This is a genomic window from Streptomyces sp. NPDC031274 (genome assembly GCF_055570235.1).
This window is the reverse complement of record NZ_JBVIHP010000010.1, coordinates 154,101-173,335: the sequence shown is the minus strand read 5'-3', so window position 1 is coordinate 173,335 and position 19,235 is coordinate 154,101. Positions and strand designations below refer to the sequence as shown.

The window sequence follows — 19,235 nt, the reverse complement described above, 5'->3', positions numbered from 1 at the left end:
TGGTCATCGGAGGGCTCCAGGGTGGTGAAGGGGCAGGCTTGTGGTGAGGGCGGCGGCGCCGAGCACCGCCGCGTCGGCGCCGAACAAGGGGGCCCGCGGTACGAGGCCGCGCAGCGGCGGCATCAGTTCCGCGCCGAGGGCGGCGGCCAGGGCGTCCCCGTACAGGGCGCCGATCCGGGGGACGCCGCCCCCGACGACGATCCGGTCGGGACCCAGCGCGTTGGCGAGCCCGCCGAGCGCCTGTCCGGCGGCGGCCGCACCGATGGTGATCGCGTGGACGGCGTCCGCGTCCCCCTGCGCAGCGCGGGCCGCGACGGTCTCCAGGCGGTCCACCGTGGTGCCGGTGAGCCGCTGGTAGTGGGCGGTGATCGCGGGCCCCGACGCGATGACTTCCAGGTGTCCGGTGGCGCCGCAGGTGCAGGGCAGCCCGGCCGCCTGGGGGCTCGGCACATGACCGAGGTGTCCTGCGATGCCCGCGGCGCCGTGCAGCATCCGCCCGTCGACGGCGACGGCGCCCCCGACTCCGGTCCCGATCGCGGCGAACAGCAGCGAACCGTGCTCTGCGTCCAGTGCCGCGAGCTCAGGACCGGCTGTGGCCCGTACGTCGTTGTCGCAGGCCACCGGAAGGCCGGTACGGTCCGCGAGACCGGCGCCGAGGGCTGTGCCCGCCCAGCCGCTGATGGAGTCGGTGGCACTGGTGACCCGGCCGGTACGGGGGTCGATGACCCCGGCGGCGGCGATGCCGAGCGCCGATGCGCCGCGGCCCGGGTCGACCTCGGCGGCGGCCGTCGCGAGGGCGTCGAGCACGGCGTCGGCGCCACTGCCTGCCGGGGTGGGCCGGGTGTGCCGGGCAAGGACGGTGCCGTCCGCGCCGATGAGCGCGGCGGCGATCTTCGTACCGCCGAGGTCGAGGCCTATGAGCGCGGCGTTGTCGGAGCCCGGCAGGGTGCCGGAGTTCATCGGACCGGCGGCAGACCGGCGGCGCGCAGCCGCTGCGCGACAAGCGCGACCGACTCGGCGGACAGCTGGATCTGCGGGAAGGCGGTGTCGCCGCACTCGATGATGCCGAGCAGCTGGAGCGCCGCCTTGAACGAGCCGAGCGCGGAGGAGCTGCGTCCCATGTCCGTCTCCGGCCCCACGTCGACCATGCCGAAAAGATCGATGAGCTGCTCCTGCTCCTTGGCGGCGAGCGCCCAGTCCCCGGCCCGCGCGGCCTCGTACAGCCGCACGTATCCGGCCGGGTCCACGTTGCCGATGCCCGGCACGACACCGTCGACACCGGCCAGCAGGGCCGCGTCCACGGTCAGTTCGGATCCGGTGAGCACGCTGAAGTCAGGGGCCGGTCCCTGGGCGCGGCCGTCGCGGCCGCCCAGTTCGACGATCAGCCGGCGCAGCCCGCCCTCGTCGCCGCTGCTGTCCTTGAGCCCGGCGAGCGTGCCGTCCTCGGCCAGGGCGCGCACGAGGCCGGACCCCAGCTTGCTGTGGACGGCGACCGGGATGTCGTACGCGAACAGCGGGAGGTCCACGCTCGCGCGCAGGCGGCGGAAGTGCCCGGCGATCTCCTTCTCATGGGTGCGCGTGTAGAAGGGCGCGGTCGCTACCAGGGCGTCAGCCCCGAGGGCGGCGGCGGCCGTGGCGTGCTCGACGACGCGTGCGGTCGTCGTGTCGATCACTCCGGCGAGGACCGGGACCCGGCCGTCGGCGGCGTTGACCACGGTCTCCAGGACCGTGGCCCGCTGCTCGTCGGTGAGGTAGGCGACCTCGCTGGTGGAGCCGAGGGCGAAAAGGCCGTGCACTCCCCCGTCCACGAGGTGGTCGACGAGCCGGGCGAGGGACGCGGTGTCGACCTCTCCCCGGGAGTCGAGCGGGGTGCAGACCGGCGGGACGACGCCGCGTAGCGGTGCGGACAGAGACATGGTGAAGGGCTCCAGCTCAGGTGGGTGCGTCCGGCCGCCGTTCGAAACGATCCGCGGTTCTAAGCGGTGACGGGGTGACGCGGTGACGCGGTGCGAAACGATTACGCGGCCGAGAACATGGGACGTAAGATGTCCTACGTCTTGCCTCACCTTAAACAGATGCTCCCGCCACCGGTCAAGGGGCAATCGCACCTCAGGAGGATGTTGTGGCTCGCCCGACCATGGCCAAGGACACCGAGCGCCAGCTGAAGGAGCTGATCCTGGAGCGCAGGCTGGCACCCGGTGACCCGCTGCCCACGGAGACCGAGTTGACCGAGCTCTTCGGAGTCGGCCGGGTGTCGGTGCGGGAGGCGCTCAAGGCGCTCCAGGCCGTCAACGTCGTCGAGATCCGCCGCGGCTTCGGCACCTTCGTCGGCTCGCTCTCGCTGTCCCCCTTCGCCGAAGGTCTCGCCTTCCGGGCCGCCGTACGTCACCGCCTCGGCGAGCCGGGGCTCTTCGAGCTGATGAAGGTGCGGGAGGCGCTCGAGGCCGGCCTTGTCGGCGCCGTCACCGCCGGGATCCCCGCCGAGGACCTCGCCGTGCTGCGAGCTCTCGTCGCCGAGATGGAGACCGAGGCGCGCGACGGCCGGGTGGCGCGCGCCACCGACCGCGCTTTCCATCTCGCGCTCTACGCCTCGCTCGACAGCCATCTGCTCAGCGAGGTCCTCGACGCGTTCTGGGCCGCCATGGACCGCGTACGCGAAGATCTCGACGACGGACATCAGGATCCGGCCGTCACCTGCTCGCAGCATCGCGAGATCGTCGACGCGGTCGCGGCGGGGGACGGCGAACGCGCGGTGCGCGCCATGCGGACCCACTTCGACGGCATCCGCGCCCGCCTGGAACCTACGGAGTGATCGCCACCGTCGAGCTGCCCGAGGCCTGCTTGCCCCCGGTCCGGTAAGTGGCGGTGAGCTCGGCGCTGCCCGAGGCGTCCGCCGCGACGGTGACCGGAACCCTCACGGTGGCCCCCTTGCCCGGCTTGAGCGCGGGGACGGTGACCTGACGCGTGGTCCATCCACCGGGCACGGTGAGATCGAGGGTGCCCCGGTCGCGACGCGTGTCCATCCGGTTGACCACCCGGACCTCGACCTCCGCGCCCGCGTCCGCCTTCAGGGCCGTGGGCGGGGCGATCGTGATGTCCGCGCAGGTCCCGCCGAGCCAGTCCAGGTCGAAGGACGAGTAGGTGATGTGCGCGTAGTCGCCGCGCTCGTAGAGCAGCCCGACGCGCCCGTTCGACAGCCTGGTCAGCGTCGAGTAGGCCGCGGCGCCCGGGTCGACGACCTTCCTGATCGGCCAGGTCCTGCCGTTGTCGCAGGACATCTTCACGGTGAGGTTACGCCGCGCCGACACGTCCTCGGTGTTGCTGAACAGCAGCCACGACGACTGCGGGTCCGACGCCGCGGCCCCCGCGTCGTACCGCATGATCGAGGCGTTGTTCGCCGGGTCGGTGAGCTGCGTGTCCTGTTGGAACGGCGTGTAGTTGACCCCTCCGTCGGTCGAGTACGCGATCGTCCGGTACGGCTTCGAGCGGTTGTTGAGCATGATCCTGCCATCGGACAGCTCGACGGTCTTGTTCTCGTCTCCGCCGGGGCCGACAGGATTGCCCATCTTCCAGGTGGCCCCGTGGTCGTCGCTGTAGGCGCTGGCCGCGTAGTTGGCTCCGTTGATCCGCACGGCGTACTGCTGGATCAACCGGCCCTTGTGCGCGCCGTGCCGCAGCTGGATGCCCTCGCCCGACGCCGCGAACATGCCTGCCCACGCGGGGTTCTTGATCTGCTTGGTGATGCGGCGGTGGGTCCAGGAGAGACCGTCGTCGTCCGAGTAGCTGTAGTCGGCCTGGAGGATGTCCGGGTCGCTCTCGTCGTTACCGGTGCCCGAGCCGGCGAAGCCCTGGTTCACCGAAGAGGCGTAGAACACGAAGATCCGCCCTGTCGTGCGGTCGACGAGCAGACTCGGATCGCCATGGCCCTTGGGCGCGGCCTCTTTGCGCACCACCTGCTGCGCCTTCCACGTCGCGCCCCCGTCGGTGCTCCGGCGCAGCACGATGCCGAGGTTGCCCGGCAGGTCGCCCAGGGTGGGCCTGGCGTCGTAGGCCGCGAGGAGCGTGCCCTTGACCGATGTGGTCAGGGCGGGGATGCGGTAGTAGGGCGAGCCCACTCCGTTGGTGGTCAGGTCCTGGGAGGTCAGCTCACCGGAGGCGGTGGGCGCGCCGTGTGCGGTGCCGGTCGCGGTGACGAGGAGCGCTGCGGCGGACAGCAGGGCGAGAGGGACTCTTCGCTGCATGGACGATCTCTCTTCTCGGAGGGGGCTTGACGGAGAGGGCTTGGCCGGAGGGCTGATGCCGTCTGCGGAGACCTCGCTCAGGGTGCGCGGCCAGAAGGCGTCGAAGTCGGGTGGCTCCGCCGAGTCGGGTCGACAGGCGCGGCAGTCCGCGAGCGAGAGGTCCGTCAGCGGCATGGAGGTGCCCTCCTGGGGCGGGACCGGGAAGCTGAACGCCGAACCTCCAGACAGAAGACGTCTGATGTCCTGGCGGCAGACGGGACCCTAGGCAGCGCTCTCAGGGGCCGTCAAGGCCTCCGCTCTGCCGGACACTTGCCCCGGCAGAGCCTCCAGGAGGACGAGTGCCCAGGTCAGACCTGCGCGGCGTCCCGGGCGCGGGCCTCGGAGATCCGTCGCCGCACCGGCGCGTAGTGCTCGCCGAGCGCCTTCATGAAACCGGCGACGTCACCGGCCCGCGCGGCGTCCACGATGCTCTGGTGCGCGGCGACGGTCTCGGTCTCGTCGGCGTGCGTGAATCCGTCCAGATGCGGCGCGACGATCGCGTACACGTCCCAGAAGGCCATCGAGAGCTGCTCGATGAGCTCATTGCCGAGCGGCTCCACGAGCAGCGCGTGGAACGCCCGGTCCGCCTCCACGAAGCCGCGCCCCTCCCCCGCGCCCTGATCGCGCATGGCGGCCACGAGGCGTTCCAGCGCGTCGAGTTGGGCGACGCTGAGCGTCGTGACGATCCGGTCGGCCATCCCGCGCTCGACGAGTTCGCGTACGTCGACGAGGTCGGCGAGGACCTGGAAGTCGTCGCCCGGCGAGAGGAGACCACGGAAGGTCAGGCTCTCCACCAGGGCCGACAGGCTCAGGCGGCCGACGTAGGTGCCGTGGCCGTGACGGACCTCGACGATGTCCAGGGCATTGAGGATCTTGACGGCCTCGCGCACGCTGGAGCGGCTCGCGCCAAGCGCCTCACACAGGGCCGGCTCAGTGGGCAGCGGGTCCCCGGGGCGCAGCCGCTCCTCGAGGATGTAGCGCTTGATGCCCTCGACGACTTCCTGCCGGAGCAGCTGTCGGCCGGGCTTCGCACCGGACATGGGTGAACTCCCCACCTCTTGACCCCTTTCGATTGTCAAGCTACGTTCCCACGCTATCAAGGCATCAGACATCTGACGTCTCATGTCAGAGACCGCAGGGCGGGCCGTCGTCGAACACCGACGGCCCGCGGGCAAGGAGACTCTGGACCAGAGGAGACAGCGGCGCACCAGGCGGAGACAGCGGCGATCGCCGACTGCCTGGAACGTGCGGGGCTGTCCCGAGGGTAGCGATCAGCTGCGGCAGACCCAGCTGCGTACGAGGCATCGCGTCACGCGCCAGGCGATCAAGAGGGAGAGAAAGAGGAGAACGACGTCCGCCCCCGCGTGCACGAGACCGGTGGGGGCCGACCGGTCGACCAGGATCGAACCGGTCAGGCTGGTGAACCAGCCCACCACGGCCATCACGGACGCCGCCGCCGCGACCGGCACACCGCCCAGGCCCATCGCACCGGCATCCACATCCGAGTCGAAGCTGTCGGCATCGGCGCCGCCGAGTGCGACGAGCAGCCAGAAGCCCAGGACCACGGGGAGAGCGGCGCTGAAGAGGATGGCCGGGAACCCGGCAAGGGCGTGCAGGAATTCCCCCACCGCTCCACCCCGTTCGCGCTCGCTGCGGCTCGGGTCCCGGTGCCGGACCCCGCTTTCGCGACCCGGCACCGGAACCCGCCCCCCGTTCCTGCCGCAGTCATCCTGGCCCGGAGGACAGTTCGGGCGCATTGCCGTGTTCCGGCAGTCTTCACGCGTTGTTGATGCCGGGCACCTGATCTCCGACGGAACGCAGTCACGGCCTGGGCGGGCATTGTCCTGCGATGCCCGGGCCGGTTTCCACTATGCTTCCTCGGGCTACCGCCGACGCCGAGATGCGATCCGGTGCCGCGTGCACTACCGGCGCCTCCCATCGTGCCCCGTCCACTGCGAGAAGTTCGCCGGGGTCGACGCGGTTTCTCGGGGCTGTCACACGTCGCACGCATGGTCTTCGGTCTTCGCGACCCGGGTGTCCTTGTCAGCCGATCGGGACGATGTGTGGACCGTGCCCCGGTGGCAAGATGTACAAGAGAGACAACGCCGATCGGAGTGTCATCGCTATGGGTCTGAGTCCCGAACCGGATCGCAGGTCCCGGGATGCGGCTCATGCGGGTTCCGAGTTCATCGAACTGCTCGAAGTCATGTGGGAGCAGGGGCGTGAGGCCGTTCCGACCGGGCCTGTGTCTCCGTCCCAGCTGCGCGTGCTGTACGCACTGGACCGCGAGGACGGCATCAATCTGCGGATGCTCGCCGAGGCCCTGGGGTCCGCTCCACCGTCGGTGAGCCGACTGTGCGACCGGCTGCAGGCCACAGGGCTTATCGAACGCACGCCGAGCCCGGTCAGCCGACGGGAACTGGAGCTTCGGCTGACCAGCCTGGGCAGGGCCTACCTCACCGACCTGCGCAAGCGTCGGGAAGGCATCCTGATGGCCACCATCGACGCGATGCCCCCCAAGGCTCGGCGTGCGCTGCTCGAAGGGCTCAGGGCCTTCCGTGACGTGGCGACCGCGCCGGAGCAGGGCGACGAGGGAGCCAGGACCTGGCGCTCGGTCGGCTAGTCAGGCCGCTGAGCGCCCAGGCCGGCCCGTCGACCACGCACGCGCGATCGCGATTCCCGTCGACCACGCACGCGCGGCTACCGTCGGCCACGCACGCGCGACTACCGTCCGAACCAGTCGAGGCAGACCACGAGAGCATCGTCGTCCAGAGGCAGCGCGCTCCGGTAGTCCGCGAGATCCCGCAGCACCGCCTGCGGCACCTGTGACGCCGGCAGCAGACGGTGCGCGGACAGGGACCGCGCGAGCGCCCGCTCCCCGTAAGGCTCCCCCATCTTCGAGACGCTGTCGTAGACCCCGTCGCTGCCCACCAGAATGCGATCACCCGGTTCCAGCCGCAGGCGCTCCGCGACATAGGCCGTCTCCTCGAACATCCCGAGGGGAAGCTGCGCGTCGAAGTCGACACACGTGACCGCCCGCCCTCGGAGCCTCCACATGCGGGGGGATCCGGCGTCGACGGCTTCGACCTCGCCGGTGGCGAGGTCGAAGCGCAGAAGCAGGACGGAGGCGTGCAGCTCGCCCCGGTACTGCGCGTAGACGGCCTGGTCGGCGAGGCTCGCCTGGCCCGCCAGATCGAGTCCTGCCCGTCGGGCGTTGCGCAGCGCGTTCACCACGAGGTTGGTGAGCAGCGCCGCTTCCATCCCCTGACCCATTCCGTTGGTCACGGTGAGCGTGAGGTGGTGGGCCGAGACCGACCAGTCGAAGTTGTCCCCGAAGATCGCGTACGCGGGCTCCAGGTGGGCGCCCAACGCGAATTCGGGACGCGCCACCGAGCGACCGGGCAACAACTGCCACTGCATCTCGGCGGCGAGAGTGAGGCGGGCGGCCCGGCGTGCGAGGAGGTACAGATCGGTGTCGCGTTCGGCGACCAGGATCTCGTGACCGAGCGCCTCGCAGATGCCTTGCATCTCCGTCAGGTCGTCCGGGGCGCAGCGCTCTTCGGGAACGGTGAGAGTGAGTACGCCCATCCGGTCCCCCCGGACGGTCACCGGCAGATGTACGGTCGCCGCGTCCTGCGCGATCCTCGACTCGACGTAAGGTTCCTGGGCGCCGAAGGCCCTGCCCTGCGGACTGTTCCGCAGGGACACCGGCTCGGTGGTGAACGGCACGTCCTCCACCATCTGAAGGGTGGTCAAGCCGTAGTCGGCGAGCCGCAGTTCCACCCGCTCGACCCCGTACTCCTCCCGCAACGCCCTCGTCACGACATCGAGCAACAAGTGGGGTGCCGCGTTGCGCAGCGCCCGCTCGACGGCAGCGAATCTGTCCACGTGATCCTGCTTCTCATTAAGCCACGCCGAAATAAGAGCCTCCTGACAGTGCCCCCGGTCCGTCGGCCTTCGGCGTAGGGGGACATGCACTCAGTCCAACACGGCACGCCCGAAGAGTCACTCCGGTGGCTGGGGCTGTCAGGTTCGGGCGAATGCCTGGCCGAAGCCGGGCAGCCTCGCACATCGTACGATGCATGCAGACAACTATTTCCCCACAGCAAGAAAATTTGGGTCAACGCACATGCCTCCCGGATGCCGGGGCAGGGGCGTACGAGGAAGCGTCGTACCACTAGGGGAGGTAGGGATATGTCACTGATCTCTGAACAGGTTGCCGGGACCGCACGAGAGAGCGAGGGCGTGCTCTCGGCCTCGGGCGAGACGCCCGCCACCGAGGGCCCGCTGCCATGGATCGAGGACACGGACAAGGTGGCCCCGAAGGATGCCCGGGCACTGTCGAAGATGTTCTTCGACCGCCTGCAGACCTTGGAAGAGGGCACGCACGAATACCAGTACGCACGCAACACCCTTATCGAGATGAATCTGACCCTCGTCCAGTTCGTGGCCCGGCGCTTCCGCAATCGGGGCAGCGGCGACATGGAGGAGATCATTCAGGTCGGCACGATCGGCCTCATCAAGGCCATCGACCGGTTCGACCTCACCCGCGAAGTCGAGTTCGCCACCTTCGCCGTCCCGTACATCCTCGGCGAGATCAAGCGGTTCTTCCGGGACACCACTTGGGCCGTGCATGTACCGCGCCGGCTCCAGGAGTTGCGCGTGGAACTGGCCAAGGCGAAGGAGGAACTCTCCACTCGTCTCGACCATGACCCGACCGTCAAGGAACTCGCTGACCACATGTCCATCACCGAGGAAGAGGTCATCGACGGCATCATCGCCGCGAACGGTTACACGGCCGGTTCCCTGGAGGCGCCCAGCGACGGCGGTGAGAGCGCGGCCACGCCGACGCGCACGCTGGCCGACGTGATGGGTGAATCCGACCCGGCCCTGGAAACGGTGGAGAACCTGCACGCCCTGGCACCACTCATCGACGAACTCGACGACCGCGAGCGCCGCATCCTCGAACTGCGCTTCGGTCAGGAGATGACCCAGTCGCAGATCGGCGCCGAACTCGGCGTCTCCCAGATGCATGTCTCCCGTCTCCTCACTGGCACCCTCAGCAAGCTCCGCAACGGAATGCTGGCCTGACGCCGACGCACCATCACCTTCGATCTCGCGGTGGCCCCGCCCCCTCCGACTCGCGCGCGGGGCCACCACCCTGGCGCGCGCTCGCAGCGCCTACGCACGCCAGGGCCGCCCGCTGCGCGAGGCGGGTCCTCGCCCAGGACCAGTACGCCCGCCAGTCCCGCGCTCGCGGGCTCCAGACTGGTCAAGAACGTCACCGTCCGTACCGCAAGGCGCCTCAGGGCCGCCAACTCCGGTGAGTACGGCATGACTGCCGACAGCACGGCGAGGAAGGCCGCCGATCGGCCGCACCCCAATGCGGCCGATCGGCGAAGCCAAGCGTCCGAGGCCGTTCCGACGCTTCGCACCCCGCGTCCCGTGTGCCCTACCCGTTCCTCCGCATGCCCCCGCACCGGTGAAGATCGCCCGATCGGCGGCAACGTGCGCGGCAGCGTCACTGGCCGAGAGCCTGCTTGAGTTCCTTCTTGTTCATGGACGAGCGGCCCTCGATGTTCTTCTTCCTGGCCTCCGCGTAGAGCTGATCCTTGGTCGGGCCCTGCGCGCCGCTGTGCGAGCGCTCCCCACCTCGCTCGTACGCCGACTTCTTGTCCTGCGTGGACGTCTTGCTGGCCGTCTTCGACTCCCCCGAGCGTGCCCGTTCCTTGTTGACCGTCCGGGAGGCGATCTCCTTCGCGCGCTTGGCCGAGGTCCCGTGGTCCTCGACGCTCTCCTTGATGTGCTCGTACTGGCGTTCACGCTTCTTGTTCGATCCGGCAGGCATGTGATGCCCCTCTCTTATGTGTGTGGTGATCGTGGGTGGTTCGTCCTCATGATTCTTGGTGGTCGTACGGGTCGCACGCCGACGGATCGACTGGCCATGGCTACGGCCGCCCTGCACGTCGGTGCCGGCGGCACCGACGGCACCGACAGTGAACTGCCGGTATACGGGCATCGGCTGACTCGCCTGCGCACACCCATGGCACCTCCTGCCCCGCGTCCGCAGTGCTCGCACTCGGCGACGGACACCTTCTCCAGGCTCGCCCGGACGGACAGCGGCAGCCAGCCGGGCGGCAATTCGGTGCGTGCGACTTGTTTTGCCTCCGAGTCGAGGGGCAGGCGTAGTTCGTGCTTCGGACCGGAGGCGCATCCGCGGGGAGCGGTCTGTCCAATCCCGCTGGATGTCCGGCTCCGGATCATCCCGTTCCTCGCGGTCACTCGTCGGCCCACCGTTGAGGAGCGATTCCTGATGCTTACCGATCTCCATGCACCCTCAGCCCGTCGTCGTACGGGGACGCGACGCCCCCACGACGACGCTCCTGACACCAAGGCGGCCTTCGCCCACCTCGCCACGCTCGATGAAGGGCCCGAGCACGACCTGCTGTGCGAGGAGATCGTGGCGGCCTGGCTGCCCATGGCGAACCGTCTCGCGGGCCGGTTCCGCAACAAGGGCGAGAGCCTCGAAGACCTGCGCCAGGTCGCGGCGATGGGCCTGATCAAGGCGGTCAACCGGTACGAGCCGGAGCGCGGTGCCTTTGAGAGCTACGCCGTGCCCACCATCACCGGAGAGCTGCGGCGGCACTTCCGCGATCGCATGTGGGACGTACGGGTGCCCCGTCGCGTCCAGGAGCTGCGCAACAAGGTCCGTGTCGCGCGCCGCGACCTGTTGGACCAGCCGGGTCGCGACGCCGAGCCCCGCATCGCGGACATAGCCGAACAGGCCGGTCTGACCGAGGCCGAGGTCCATGACGGCCTTGAGGCGATGACGAGCTACAGCGCCCTGTCCCTCGACGCCGAGATCTCCTCCGATCCCGACGGATTCAGCCTGGTCGACACCCTGGGCGCGTCCGATCCCGCCTACGACTTCATCACCGACCGTGAGGCCGCCAAGGAAGGTCTGCGGCGGCTGCCGGAGCGTGAGCGGACCATTCTGTACCTGCGCTTCTTCGAGGACATGACGCAGAGCAAGATCGCCGAGGAGCTCGGCATCTCGCAGATGCACGTCTCCCGCCTCATCACCACCAGCTGTGCCCGTGTACGCGCGGAGGCCGTCCGCGGGGACGAGGGCATCGGGCAGGCTCAGGCGGCCTGACGACGGGGCCCGCATGCGCCTTGCGCGCATCGCTTGATCGGCCCCTGGGGCACCAGGGCGGCCCCAGGGGCTCAGGCAGGTCGGCCGCACACCGCGTGGTGTGCGGCGAACCAGGCCGGGGACACCCTTCCTTACCGCCGAGTAGTATCGCGTGCCACCTGCCTTGTGCTGCCGTGCCGTGAGGAGACCTCGTGTCCGTCCACCCCCCTCGTCCACCGCTCGCCCTCGCTCCCGCTTCCACGCTTGCTTCGCCCGCCCGCGTCCACCACGGCCGAGGAGCACAGCGATGACCCGGATCCAAGTCGGCTCCCTGGTCGAGGACTTCACGCTGCCCGACGAGACGGGCGCGCCCACGACCCTCTCCTCGCTCCTGTCCGAAGGCCCGGTGGTGGTGTTCTTCTACCCGGCGGCGATGACGCCCGGCTGCACCGCGGAGGCCTGCCATTTCCGTGATCTGGCGGCCGAGTTCGCGGCGGCGGGCGCGCGACCGGTGGGCATCAGTTCGGACGCCGTCGAGCGCCAGCGCGAGTTCGCGGGGCTGCACACGCTCGGCTTCCCGCTGCTGTCCGATCCGGAGGGGGTGGTGCGCGGGCAGTTCGGCGTGGCACGCGGCTTCGGTCCCCTGCCGACCAAGCGGGCCACCTTCGTCATCGGACCCGACCGCCGCGTTCTCGAGGTGGTGCGCAGCGAGTTCCGGATGAGCGCCCACGCGGACCGGGCCCTGGCGGCTCTGCGGTCCGCCGCCGACTAGAGCGCCGGACGGGACGGGCCCTCTTCACCTCTTCACCTCTTCAGCGGGCCCGTCCCGTGCATGCTTCAGGGGGCGCGTTCCGCACATGGGCGGGCCGTCCCTGCGGCGGTCTGTCACCATGTTCTCGACTGCACTCACCCAAGCGCCGCGGACCCGGGCACACGCCGGAGAACCGCCGGACGGAACACGCAGGCTTACTCGAACGGATTATCGATCCGGGGCAGAACAGTATGCGAAGCGTCCGGCAGGGTAGGTGAGCGCAGACAACGGGGACGAAGGTGGCGAGGACATGGACTCAGCCGGAAGTGACGGCGAGGGGCCGTCGGGAGCTCACACCATGGGGGTCGCTGTCCGTCTGAACGGCGGGGACGCCTCCATCGCCGAGGCACGTCACCTCGCGCTCGACTTCCTCACCCGCGCCCGGACGGACCAGAACGTCACCGTCTCCGCCCGCGCGATGGACCTCACTCAACTGGTCGTCAGCGAACTGGTCACCAACGCCCGCAAATACGCCCCCGGGCCGCTGCTCATGGAACTGATCATCGTGGACGCCGCAGTCGCGGTGACCGTGCACGACAGCGTCCCCGCCCAGCCAGTCGCCCGCCCCGAGGACCCGCGCAGAATAGGCGGGCACGGCCTGGAGATCGTCATGGCCGTCGCCCGGGAGTTCCACGTCCACCTCGAACCGGCGGGCAAACGCATCACCGCCCACATCGCCCTGGCCGACGAACCGGCCGCCGAAGCCTCCGCACAGCAGGCGTGAGCCGCCCCTGCCGCCGCCGGTAGGCTTCCGGGGTGACGCAGCCCCCCAAGCCCAAGCCGGACGAACGGCGCCCCGCGAACGACGGGCCGAAGGCTGCCGCACGCAACCGGTCCGCCCTGATCACCGCCGCCCGCGAGATCTACGCGACGTACGGTCTGGACGCTCCGCTCTCCGCGATCGCGCGTCGGGCCGGGGTCGGACAAGGCGTCCTCTACCGGCACTTCCCCGACCGGGCCGCCGTGGCGACCGCGGTTCTGGAGGAGAACGTACGGCAGGTCGAACAGGCCGCCGCAGCCGAGGACGCGACCTTGGCCGACGTTCTCGGTGTGATGACGTGGCATCTGACGGAGTCGGCAGCTTTCATCGGCCTGTTGCACGCCGAGGGAGCAGGCGGCCACTCCGACATCCGCGCGCACGCCGTGGCCCTCTCCGAGCGGGTGGAGCGCGGCCTGCGCGGACACCTGCCGCAGGGGCACCGACTGGGCGCGGCCGACGACCTCATGCTCGCTGTCGCCATGGTCTCCGGCGCCGTCACCGGCCCCACTCGTGAGGAGCGGGAACGCCGGGCGATGGCTGCCTGGCGGCTGCTCGGCGTCGAGGTGGGGCCGGTGCGGCCCTTCGAAGGGTGAGCGCGGGGCAGTGCCACCACCGTTGGGCTGCCGGACGATGTCTGTCACCACAGTTGGATCACCGGGCGGTGTCAGCCGCCGTTCGACTGCCTGATCCCTGCCGCCAGGGCATCGAAAGTGTAGAGATACCCCCCGGCAGGCCCACTGACGGTCATGTACGCCTTGTTCCCGCCCGGCGCTATCGCCACGTTGGTCGCCGATTCGAGTCCCGCCGCGCTGCCGGGAACCTCGACCGTCGCAAGGCGCTCACCGTACTTGTCGTACACGGCCATCGCGGCTCGGCCGTGCAACCCCTGGTAGAGGTTGCCGTCCGCGTCCACGGCGATCGAGTCGGTCTGGGCGATCCCGCCGTCGACGCGGATGGCGGTGTGCCGGGACGCCACCCCTCCCTTTCCGTCCAGCTGAAGGTAGGAGATCCGGTTCTGGGTCAGCTCGCTGATCCACAGCCCGCGGTAGTCCACGTCGAACGAGATCCCGTTCGTCGATGCCAGGCCCTCGGCCAGGACCGTGGCCTTCTTGCCGTCGCGGTCGATCCGCACCACGCGCCCCTGCTCCTGCCCCTCGGAGAGACCACGTGAGTCACTGACGTACAGATTGCCCTCCTTGTCGAAGGCGATGTCGTCGGGGTTCATCTGCGCGCCGTCGACCTTGCCGGAGAAGAAGGTCCGCGGATCGCTGCCGTCCGGAGCCAGGCTCACGACCTCGCCGTGCGCGTAGTCGGTCAGGTAGAGCCGTCCGTCCTTCGGGCCGAACTGGGCCGAGGTGTAGGCCCCGCGCTCATCGGTATGGACCGCACGGGAGGTCTTCTTCTCCACGTCGACGCGCATCACCTTGGGCTTGCCCGCGGGTGCGGTGACGTCGACGACGTACAGATCGCCGTCCTTTCCGAAGGTCGGGCCCTCCAGGAGGGTCATCCCGGTCTCCTGGTGCACCTTCGTCAGCTGCATGACCTTGTGCGCGCGGACCGTCTTGCCCGCGCCGACGGAAGCCGCCTGATCACCGGAGTCCCGTGTGTCCGTACCGCATCCGGTGAGGGCCAGCGTGCCGATCACGGCAAGGACCGCGAGGGATCGGATCGGGAGTCGCCGCATGAGGAGTCACTCTTCCTGTCCGCTGTGTGTGTGTGGGGGGGGTGTCCGCCATCCAACCGGACAGCGCTGTCCGGTTGTTGCTACCGTAGCGGACGGCCGTTCACTCCGGGACGGCCCGACAGGCAGGATCGGGGTCCCCCCACATGACCACCCCTCAAGCTCCGTCTTCTGACGAGCTCGCCGACCTCAGGCAGCGCTACCGCCTCGAACGCGAGCGGCGCGTACGGCCCGACGGCGCCCTCCAATACCGCGCCACCGAAGCCGAGTTCGGCTACTACGCCGCTGATCCCTACGCGGGAGAGCCGGCCGAGCGCGATCCGCTGCACGACACCGTCGACGTCGCCGTGATCGGTGGCGGGTTCGGCGGCATCCTCGCCGGGGCGCGGATGCGGCAGCAGGGCGTGCGGCGCGTCCGTATCGTCGAGAAGGGCGGCGACTTCGGGGGCACCTGGTACTGGAACCGGTACCCGGGCATCCACTGCGACATCGAGTCGCACGTGTACCTGCCGCTGCTCGACGAGACCGGATACGTGCCGGAGTGGAAGTACGCTCCCGGCGAGGAGATCCGCCGCCACGCGGTGCGGATCGCAGAGAAGTTCGACCTCTACCCCGACGCTCTGTTCTCCACCGGGGTCACCTCGCTGACCTGGGACGAGACCTCCGAGACGTGGATGGTCACCACCGACCGCGGCGACGCGTTCCGGGCCACGTACGTCGTCACGGCCACCGGTACCCTTTCCGAGCCGAAGCTGCCCGGGATACCCGGCATCGAGGACTTCACGGGCCACACCTTCCACACGTCGCGGTGGGACTACGCCTACACCGGCGGCACCCCGGACGGCGGCATGACAGGCCTTGCGCAGAAGCGGGTGGGCATCGTCGGCACCGGGGCGACCGGCATCCAGGTCATTCCGATGCTGGCCGAGGACGCCGGACATGTCTACGTCTTCCAGCGCACCCCCTCGACCGTGGACGTGCGCGCCAACCGCCCCACCACCGCACGGGATGTCGGCGCCGATCACGACGGCTGGGCACGTGAGCGCCGCGAGAACTATCTCCGTATCGTCTCGGGCGAGGGCGCCGAGCAGGATCTCGTGGCGGACCGCTGGACCATGTCGGCAGGCCTCCTGGAGAAGCTCCTGCCGAGCTTCCGCCGTCAGAGCGACCGGGCGGACTTCGAGGCCGCGTACGAGGCCGCGGACGCCGCCAAGATGAACGAGCTCCGCACCCGCGTCGAGCAGACCGTCGCCGATCAGGACACCGCGGAGAAGCTCAAGCCCTGGTACCGGTACGCCTGTAAGCGGCCCACCTTCTCCGACAAGTACTACCCGGCGTTCAACCGGGACAACGTCACCCTCGTCGACACCGCGGACACCCACGGCATCGAGCGCGTCACCGCACACGGTGTCGTGGTCGGCGACACCGCGTACGAACTCGACTGTCTGATCTTCGCGACGGGATTCTCCGTCGGAACCTCCGGCATCCACTCCGGCAAGCTCCCCGTCCACGGCCGCGGAGGCGCCCAACTGCTGCACGCGTGGGCGCGACAGGGCCCGCGCACCCTGCACGGCTTCACCAGCAACGGCTTCCCGAACCTGGTCCAGATGGGCTCCCTCCAGAACGCCAGCAGCGTCAACTTCACCCACGTACTGGACGAGCAGGCCGTCCACGCCGCCGCCCTCGTCGCGGCCGCCGAGGCCAAGGGCGCCCTCTTCGAGCCGACCCGCGAGGCCGAGGACGCCTGGATCGCCGTCCTGGCCGCGGACGCCCCCGACCACGAGTGGTTCCACGCCGAGTGCACCCCCGGCTACTACAACCGCGAAGGGCGCGGCCGGCCGAACGGCCCGATCGCCTACCCCCACGGCGCATCCGCCTTCCACGAACTCCTGAAGCAATGGCGCGAGGAGTCCATGGGCGGGATCCTCCAGGCCAGGTCGACCACCCCACCCGCATGGCGGCCAACCGCGGTGGCTCCGAACGGTTAAAGACATGCCATGGAAGACAATTCGACTGACGGCTGTGTGCGTGTCCTGGGTGCCAATGAACACAATCTGAGAAACGTGGACGTGGACATTCCGCGAAACGCGATGGTCGCCTTCACCGGCGTCTCCGGTTCGGGCAAGTCCTCGCTCGCCTTCGGCACGCTCTACGCCGAGGCGCAGCGCCGGTACTTCGAGTCCGTCGCGCCGTACGCCCGTCGGCTGCTGCAGCAGGTCGGTGCGCCGCACGTGCAGGAGATCACCGGCCTGCCGCCCGCGGTGGCCCTGCAGCAGCGCCGCGGGGCGCCCGGTTCACGGTCGACGGTCGGCACGCTCACCACGCTGTCCAACCTGCTCCGCATCCTCTACTCACGTGCCGGGACCTACCCGCCGGACGCCGGACGTCTTGAGGCCGAGGCGTTCTCGCCCAACACGTCGGCCGGTGCCTGCGCGCGATGCCACGGCCTGGGCGTCGTGCACGACGTCACCGAGCAGCTGCTCGTCCCGGACCCGTCGCTGAGCATCCGGGACGGCGCGATCGCGGCCTGGCCGGGCGCCTGGCAGGGAGCGAACCTGCGCAGCATCGTGAGCGGTCTCGGCATCGACATCGACCGACCGTGGCGCAGACTCAGGAAGAAGGACAGGGAGTGGCTGCTCCACACCGACGAACAGCCGTCCGTGCTCATCGAACCCGAGCCGGACCGTGTCGACCACGGCTATCACGGGAAGTTCTGGAGCGCCCGCAAGCACGTGATGCATGTCCTCGCCGACTCCAAGAGCGAGCGGATGCGGGAGCGCGCGATGCGGTTCGTCCAGAGTGTTCCCTGCCCTGCGTGCGAGGGCAGCGGCTTGCGGCCCGAGGCGCTCGCCGTGACCTTCGCCGGGCGCTCGATCGCCGAGGTGAACGCGATGCCGCTGACGAAGGTCGCGGCCCTGCTGCGGCCCGTCGCACAGCTGCGGGAAGGCTCGGCGGCCACGTCGACCGCCCGGTCCGGGGAGAGCACCGAGGCGGCGGTGCGGATCTGCGCCGACGTCGTCGCACGCGTCGAGGTGCTGCTCGGCCTGGGCCTCGGCTACCTCAGTCTGGGTCGCCGCTCGACGACGCTCTCGCCCGGCGAGGCACAGCGCCTGCGGATCGCCACCCAGCTGCGCTCCGGCCTCTTCGGCGTCGTCTACGTGCTCGACGAACCGTCCGCAGGGCTGCACCCCGCTGACGCCGAGCCACTCCTTGACGTGCTCGACCGGCTGAAAGCCTCGGGCAACTCGCTGTTCGTCGTGGAGCACGACATGGATGTCGTACGGCGGGCGGACTGGGTCGTCGACATCGGGCCCGCCGCCGGTGAGGCGGGTGGACGGGTGTTGTACAGCGGTCCTGTCCCCGGGCTCGAAGAGGTGGAGGAGTCGGCCACCGGCCGCTATCTGTTCGGACGTGCCGAGCCGCTCAGACACCGACCTCGCACACCCCGGGGCTGGCTGCGCCTGAGCGGCGTCTCCCGCCACAACCTGCGCGACGTGTCCGTCGACGTACCGCTGCGCGTACTGACAGCCGTGACCGGCGTATCCGGCTCCGGGAAGTCGACGCTGGTCACGCAGGTGCTCGCCGAGGTCGTGCGCCGCCACCTCGGCCTCGCACCCGATGAACCCGATAGACCCGGTGAACCCGACGAAGCGGAGTTCGAGATCGACGTGCGGGAATCGGCCGGGGTCGAATCGTTCGACCGGCTCGTCCGGGTCGACCAGCGGCCCATCGGCCGCACACCCCGCTCCAACCTGGCGACTTACACGGGGATGTTCGACGCGGTACGCAAGCTGTACGCGGCGACGGACGAGGCCGAGGCGCGCGGCTACACGCCGGGCCGCTTCTCCTTCAACGTCGCCGAGGGACGGTGCGAGACGTGCCAGGGCGAGGGGTTCGTCGCGGTCGAACTGCTCTTCCTGCCCGGAACCTATGCCCCGTGCCCGACGTGCCACGGCGCGCGGTACAACGCCGAGACACTCGAAGTGACGTATCGCGGCAAACACATCGCGGACGTCCTGGCGATGTCCGTGGACGACGCCGCCACGTTCCTCGCGGAGGTTCCCGCTGCCTCCCGAAGCCTCGAAACACTCCGGGAAGTGGGCCTGGGGTACCTGCGACTCGGCCAGCCGGCGACAGAACTCAGCGGCGGTGAGGCCCAACGCATCAAGCTCGCCACCGAATTGCAGAAAGCCCGCCGCGGCCACACGCTCTACCTTCTCGACGAGCCGACGGCGGGCCTGCACCCCGCGGACATCGCCCTGCTGCTCCGCCAGCTCCACCGGCTCGTCGACGCCGACAACACGGTCGTCCTGGTCGAACACGACCTCGACACGATCGCCACCGCCGACTGGGTCATCGACCTCGGCCCGGGCGGCGGCGACGCGGGCGGCAGGGTCGTCGCCAAAGGCACGCCCTCGAAAGTCGCCACGTCGAAACGCAGCGCCACCGCGCCCTACCTCGCGCCGCGGGGGGGGGGGGGGGGGGGGGGGAGGAAGAAAAAAAAAAGAAAAAAAAAAAAAAACAAAGAAGGAAAGAAAAAAGCACACCCCTCCCCCCCCCCCCACCCG

17 protein-coding genes are annotated in these 19,235 nt (G+C 69.7%); 9 read left to right on the top strand and 8 right to left on the bottom strand.

Annotated elements, in window-relative coordinates; translation table 11 throughout:
* Positions 1 to 3: 3 nt before the first annotated feature.
* On the bottom strand, positions 4 to 960 hold the full coding sequence (locus ACZ5CR_RS18350) for an ROK family protein (protein ID WP_468858555.1): 957 nt from the start codon (positions 958 to 960) through the stop codon (positions 4 to 6).
* Positions 957 to 1,916, bottom strand: a complete 960-nt coding sequence (locus tag ACZ5CR_RS18345; RefSeq protein ID WP_468858553.1) for a dihydrodipicolinate synthase family protein — start codon at positions 1,914 to 1,916, stop codon at positions 957 to 959. Before ACZ5CR_RS18345 ends, ACZ5CR_RS18350 begins: the two co-directional genes overlap by 4 nt.
* Positions 1,917 to 2,122: 206 nt before the next feature.
* Here ACZ5CR_RS18345 and ACZ5CR_RS18340 point away from each other — a divergent pair, with 206 nt between their 5' ends.
* Positions 2,123 to 2,812: a FadR/GntR family transcriptional regulator gene (locus tag ACZ5CR_RS18340; RefSeq protein ID WP_468858551.1), complete on the top strand. Its 690-nt coding sequence runs from the start codon at positions 2,123 to 2,125 to the stop codon at positions 2,810 to 2,812.
* Here the strand turns inward: ACZ5CR_RS18340 and ACZ5CR_RS18335 are convergent.
* The 3 genes from ACZ5CR_RS18335 to ACZ5CR_RS18325 all read right to left on the bottom strand — a co-directional run bounded on the left by ACZ5CR_RS18335 (position 2,802) and on the right by ACZ5CR_RS18325 (position 5,908).
* On the bottom strand, positions 2,802 to 4,241 hold the full coding sequence (locus ACZ5CR_RS18335; RefSeq protein ID WP_468858823.1) for a sialidase family protein: 1,440 nt from the start codon (positions 4,239 to 4,241) through the stop codon (positions 2,802 to 2,804). The genes ACZ5CR_RS18340 and ACZ5CR_RS18335 overlap by 11 nt on opposite strands.
* 347 nt (positions 4,242 to 4,588) lie before the next feature.
* Complete coding sequence (locus ACZ5CR_RS18330) at positions 4,589 to 5,320, bottom strand: FadR/GntR family transcriptional regulator (RefSeq protein ID WP_468858549.1); 732 nt, start codon at positions 5,318 to 5,320, stop codon at positions 4,589 to 4,591.
* Positions 5,321 to 5,551: 231 nt separating this feature from the next.
* The gene (locus ACZ5CR_RS18325; protein ID WP_468858548.1) at positions 5,552 to 5,908 is read right to left on the bottom strand and encodes a hypothetical protein; all 357 of its coding nucleotides are present in this window, start codon (positions 5,906 to 5,908) and stop codon (positions 5,552 to 5,554) included.
* Between the two features lie 497 nt (positions 5,909 to 6,405).
* Here ACZ5CR_RS18325 and ACZ5CR_RS18320 point away from each other — a divergent pair, with 497 nt between their 5' ends.
* Positions 6,406 to 6,903 (top strand): MarR family winged helix-turn-helix transcriptional regulator, encoded by a 498-nt coding sequence (locus ACZ5CR_RS18320; RefSeq protein WP_468858545.1) that lies wholly within the window; start codon positions 6,406 to 6,408, stop codon positions 6,901 to 6,903.
* A gap of 101 nt (positions 6,904 to 7,004) precedes the next feature.
* Here the strand turns inward: ACZ5CR_RS18320 and ACZ5CR_RS18315 are convergent, their stop codons facing one another.
* A complete protein-coding gene (locus tag ACZ5CR_RS18315) occupies positions 7,005 to 8,168 on the bottom strand; it encodes a PP2C family protein-serine/threonine phosphatase (RefSeq protein WP_468858543.1) in 1,164 nt (387 codons plus the stop codon).
* A gap of 306 nt (positions 8,169 to 8,474) precedes the next feature.
* Here ACZ5CR_RS18315 and ACZ5CR_RS18310 point away from each other — a divergent pair, with 306 nt between their 5' ends.
* Positions 8,475 to 9,371: an RNA polymerase sigma factor SigF gene (locus tag ACZ5CR_RS18310; protein ID WP_468858540.1), complete on the top strand. Its 897-nt coding sequence runs from the start codon at positions 8,475 to 8,477 to the stop codon at positions 9,369 to 9,371.
* 430 nt (positions 9,372 to 9,801) lie between these two features.
* On the opposite strand, the gene ACZ5CR_RS18305 is transcribed toward ACZ5CR_RS18310, so the two are convergent.
* Positions 9,802 to 10,128, bottom strand: coding sequence for a plasmid stabilization protein (locus tag ACZ5CR_RS18305; RefSeq protein ID WP_468858538.1), 327 nt, complete (start codon positions 10,126 to 10,128; stop codon positions 9,802 to 9,804).
* A gap of 465 nt (positions 10,129 to 10,593) precedes the next feature.
* On the opposite strand from ACZ5CR_RS18305, the gene ACZ5CR_RS18300 reads away from it, so the two are divergent.
* The 4 genes from ACZ5CR_RS18300 (at position 10,594) to ACZ5CR_RS18285 (ending at position 13,579) form a co-directional block, all read left to right on the top strand.
* Positions 10,594 to 11,436 carry a SigB/SigF/SigG family RNA polymerase sigma factor gene (locus ACZ5CR_RS18300; protein ID WP_468858535.1) on the top strand — a complete coding sequence of 281 codons (843 nt, stop codon included), beginning with the start codon at positions 10,594 to 10,596 and terminating at the stop codon, positions 11,434 to 11,436.
* A 286-nt stretch (positions 11,437 to 11,722) separates the two neighbouring features.
* The gene (locus ACZ5CR_RS18295; protein ID WP_468858533.1) at positions 11,723 to 12,187 is read left to right on the top strand and encodes a peroxiredoxin; all 465 of its coding nucleotides are present in this window, start codon (positions 11,723 to 11,725) and stop codon (positions 12,185 to 12,187) included.
* Positions 12,188 to 12,524: 337 nt separating this feature from the next.
* Positions 12,525 to 12,950, top strand: a complete 426-nt coding sequence (locus tag ACZ5CR_RS18290; protein ID WP_468858531.1) for an ATP-binding protein — start codon at positions 12,525 to 12,527, stop codon at positions 12,948 to 12,950.
* Between the two features lie 32 nt (positions 12,951 to 12,982).
* The gene (locus ACZ5CR_RS18285; RefSeq protein ID WP_468858528.1) at positions 12,983 to 13,579 is read left to right on the top strand and encodes a TetR/AcrR family transcriptional regulator; all 597 of its coding nucleotides are present in this window, start codon (positions 12,983 to 12,985) and stop codon (positions 13,577 to 13,579) included.
* A gap of 71 nt (positions 13,580 to 13,650) precedes the next feature.
* Here ACZ5CR_RS18285 and ACZ5CR_RS18280 read toward each other — a convergent pair whose 3' ends face one another.
* Positions 13,651 to 14,670 carry an SMP-30/gluconolactonase/LRE family protein gene (locus tag ACZ5CR_RS18280; protein WP_468858526.1) on the bottom strand — a complete coding sequence of 340 codons (1,020 nt, stop codon included), beginning with the start codon at positions 14,668 to 14,670 and terminating at the stop codon, positions 13,651 to 13,653.
* Positions 14,671 to 14,813: 143 nt separating this feature from the next.
* Between ACZ5CR_RS18280 and ACZ5CR_RS18275 the strand changes: the two genes are divergently transcribed.
* Both ACZ5CR_RS18275 and uvrA read left to right on the top strand, forming a co-directional pair.
* Entirely contained in the window at positions 14,814 to 16,655 is a 1,842-nt protein-coding gene (locus ACZ5CR_RS18275) for a flavin-containing monooxygenase (protein WP_468858523.1), read from the top strand.
* Positions 16,656 to 16,664: 9 nt separating this feature from the next.
* A partial coding sequence (gene uvrA, locus ACZ5CR_RS18270; protein ID WP_468858520.1) for an excinuclease ABC subunit UvrA occupies positions 16,665 to 19,235 on the top strand: 2,571 nt, incomplete at its 3' end.

What these genes read in the sequence shown, in the direction of transcription:
- ACZ5CR_RS18350 (WP_468858555.1), bottom strand. Translation starts at nt 960, where the DNA reads ATGAACTCCGGCACCCTGCCGGGCTCCGACAACGCCGCGCTCATAGGC.
- ACZ5CR_RS18345 (WP_468858553.1), bottom strand. Translation starts at nt 1,916, where the DNA reads ATGTCTCTGTCCGCACCGCTACGCGGCGTCGTCCCGCCGGTCTGCACC.
- ACZ5CR_RS18335 (WP_468858823.1), bottom strand. Translation starts at nt 4,241, where the DNA reads ATGCAGCGAAGAGTCCCTCTCGCCCTGCTGTCCGCCGCAGCGCTCCTC.
- ACZ5CR_RS18330 (WP_468858549.1), bottom strand. Translation starts at nt 5,320, where the DNA reads ATGTCCGGTGCGAAGCCCGGCCGACAGCTGCTCCGGCAGGAAGTCGTC.
- ACZ5CR_RS18320 (WP_468858545.1), top strand. Translation starts at nt 6,406, where the DNA reads ATGGGTCTGAGTCCCGAACCGGATCGCAGGTCCCGGGATGCGGCTCAT.
- ACZ5CR_RS18310 (WP_468858540.1), top strand. Translation starts at nt 8,475, where the DNA reads ATGTCACTGATCTCTGAACAGGTTGCCGGGACCGCACGAGAGAGCGAG.
- ACZ5CR_RS18305 (WP_468858538.1), bottom strand. Translation starts at nt 10,128, where the DNA reads ATGCCTGCCGGATCGAACAAGAAGCGTGAACGCCAGTACGAGCACATC.
- ACZ5CR_RS18300 (WP_468858535.1), top strand. Translation starts at nt 10,594, where the DNA reads ATGCTTACCGATCTCCATGCACCCTCAGCCCGTCGTCGTACGGGGACG.
- ACZ5CR_RS18295 (WP_468858533.1), top strand. Translation starts at nt 11,723, where the DNA reads ATGACCCGGATCCAAGTCGGCTCCCTGGTCGAGGACTTCACGCTGCCC.
- ACZ5CR_RS18290 (WP_468858531.1), top strand. Translation starts at nt 12,525, where the DNA reads ATGGGGGTCGCTGTCCGTCTGAACGGCGGGGACGCCTCCATCGCCGAG.
- ACZ5CR_RS18280 (WP_468858526.1), bottom strand. Translation starts at nt 14,670, where the DNA reads ATGCGGCGACTCCCGATCCGATCCCTCGCGGTCCTTGCCGTGATCGGC.
- ACZ5CR_RS18275 (WP_468858523.1), top strand. Translation starts at nt 14,814, where the DNA reads ATGACCACCCCTCAAGCTCCGTCTTCTGACGAGCTCGCCGACCTCAGG.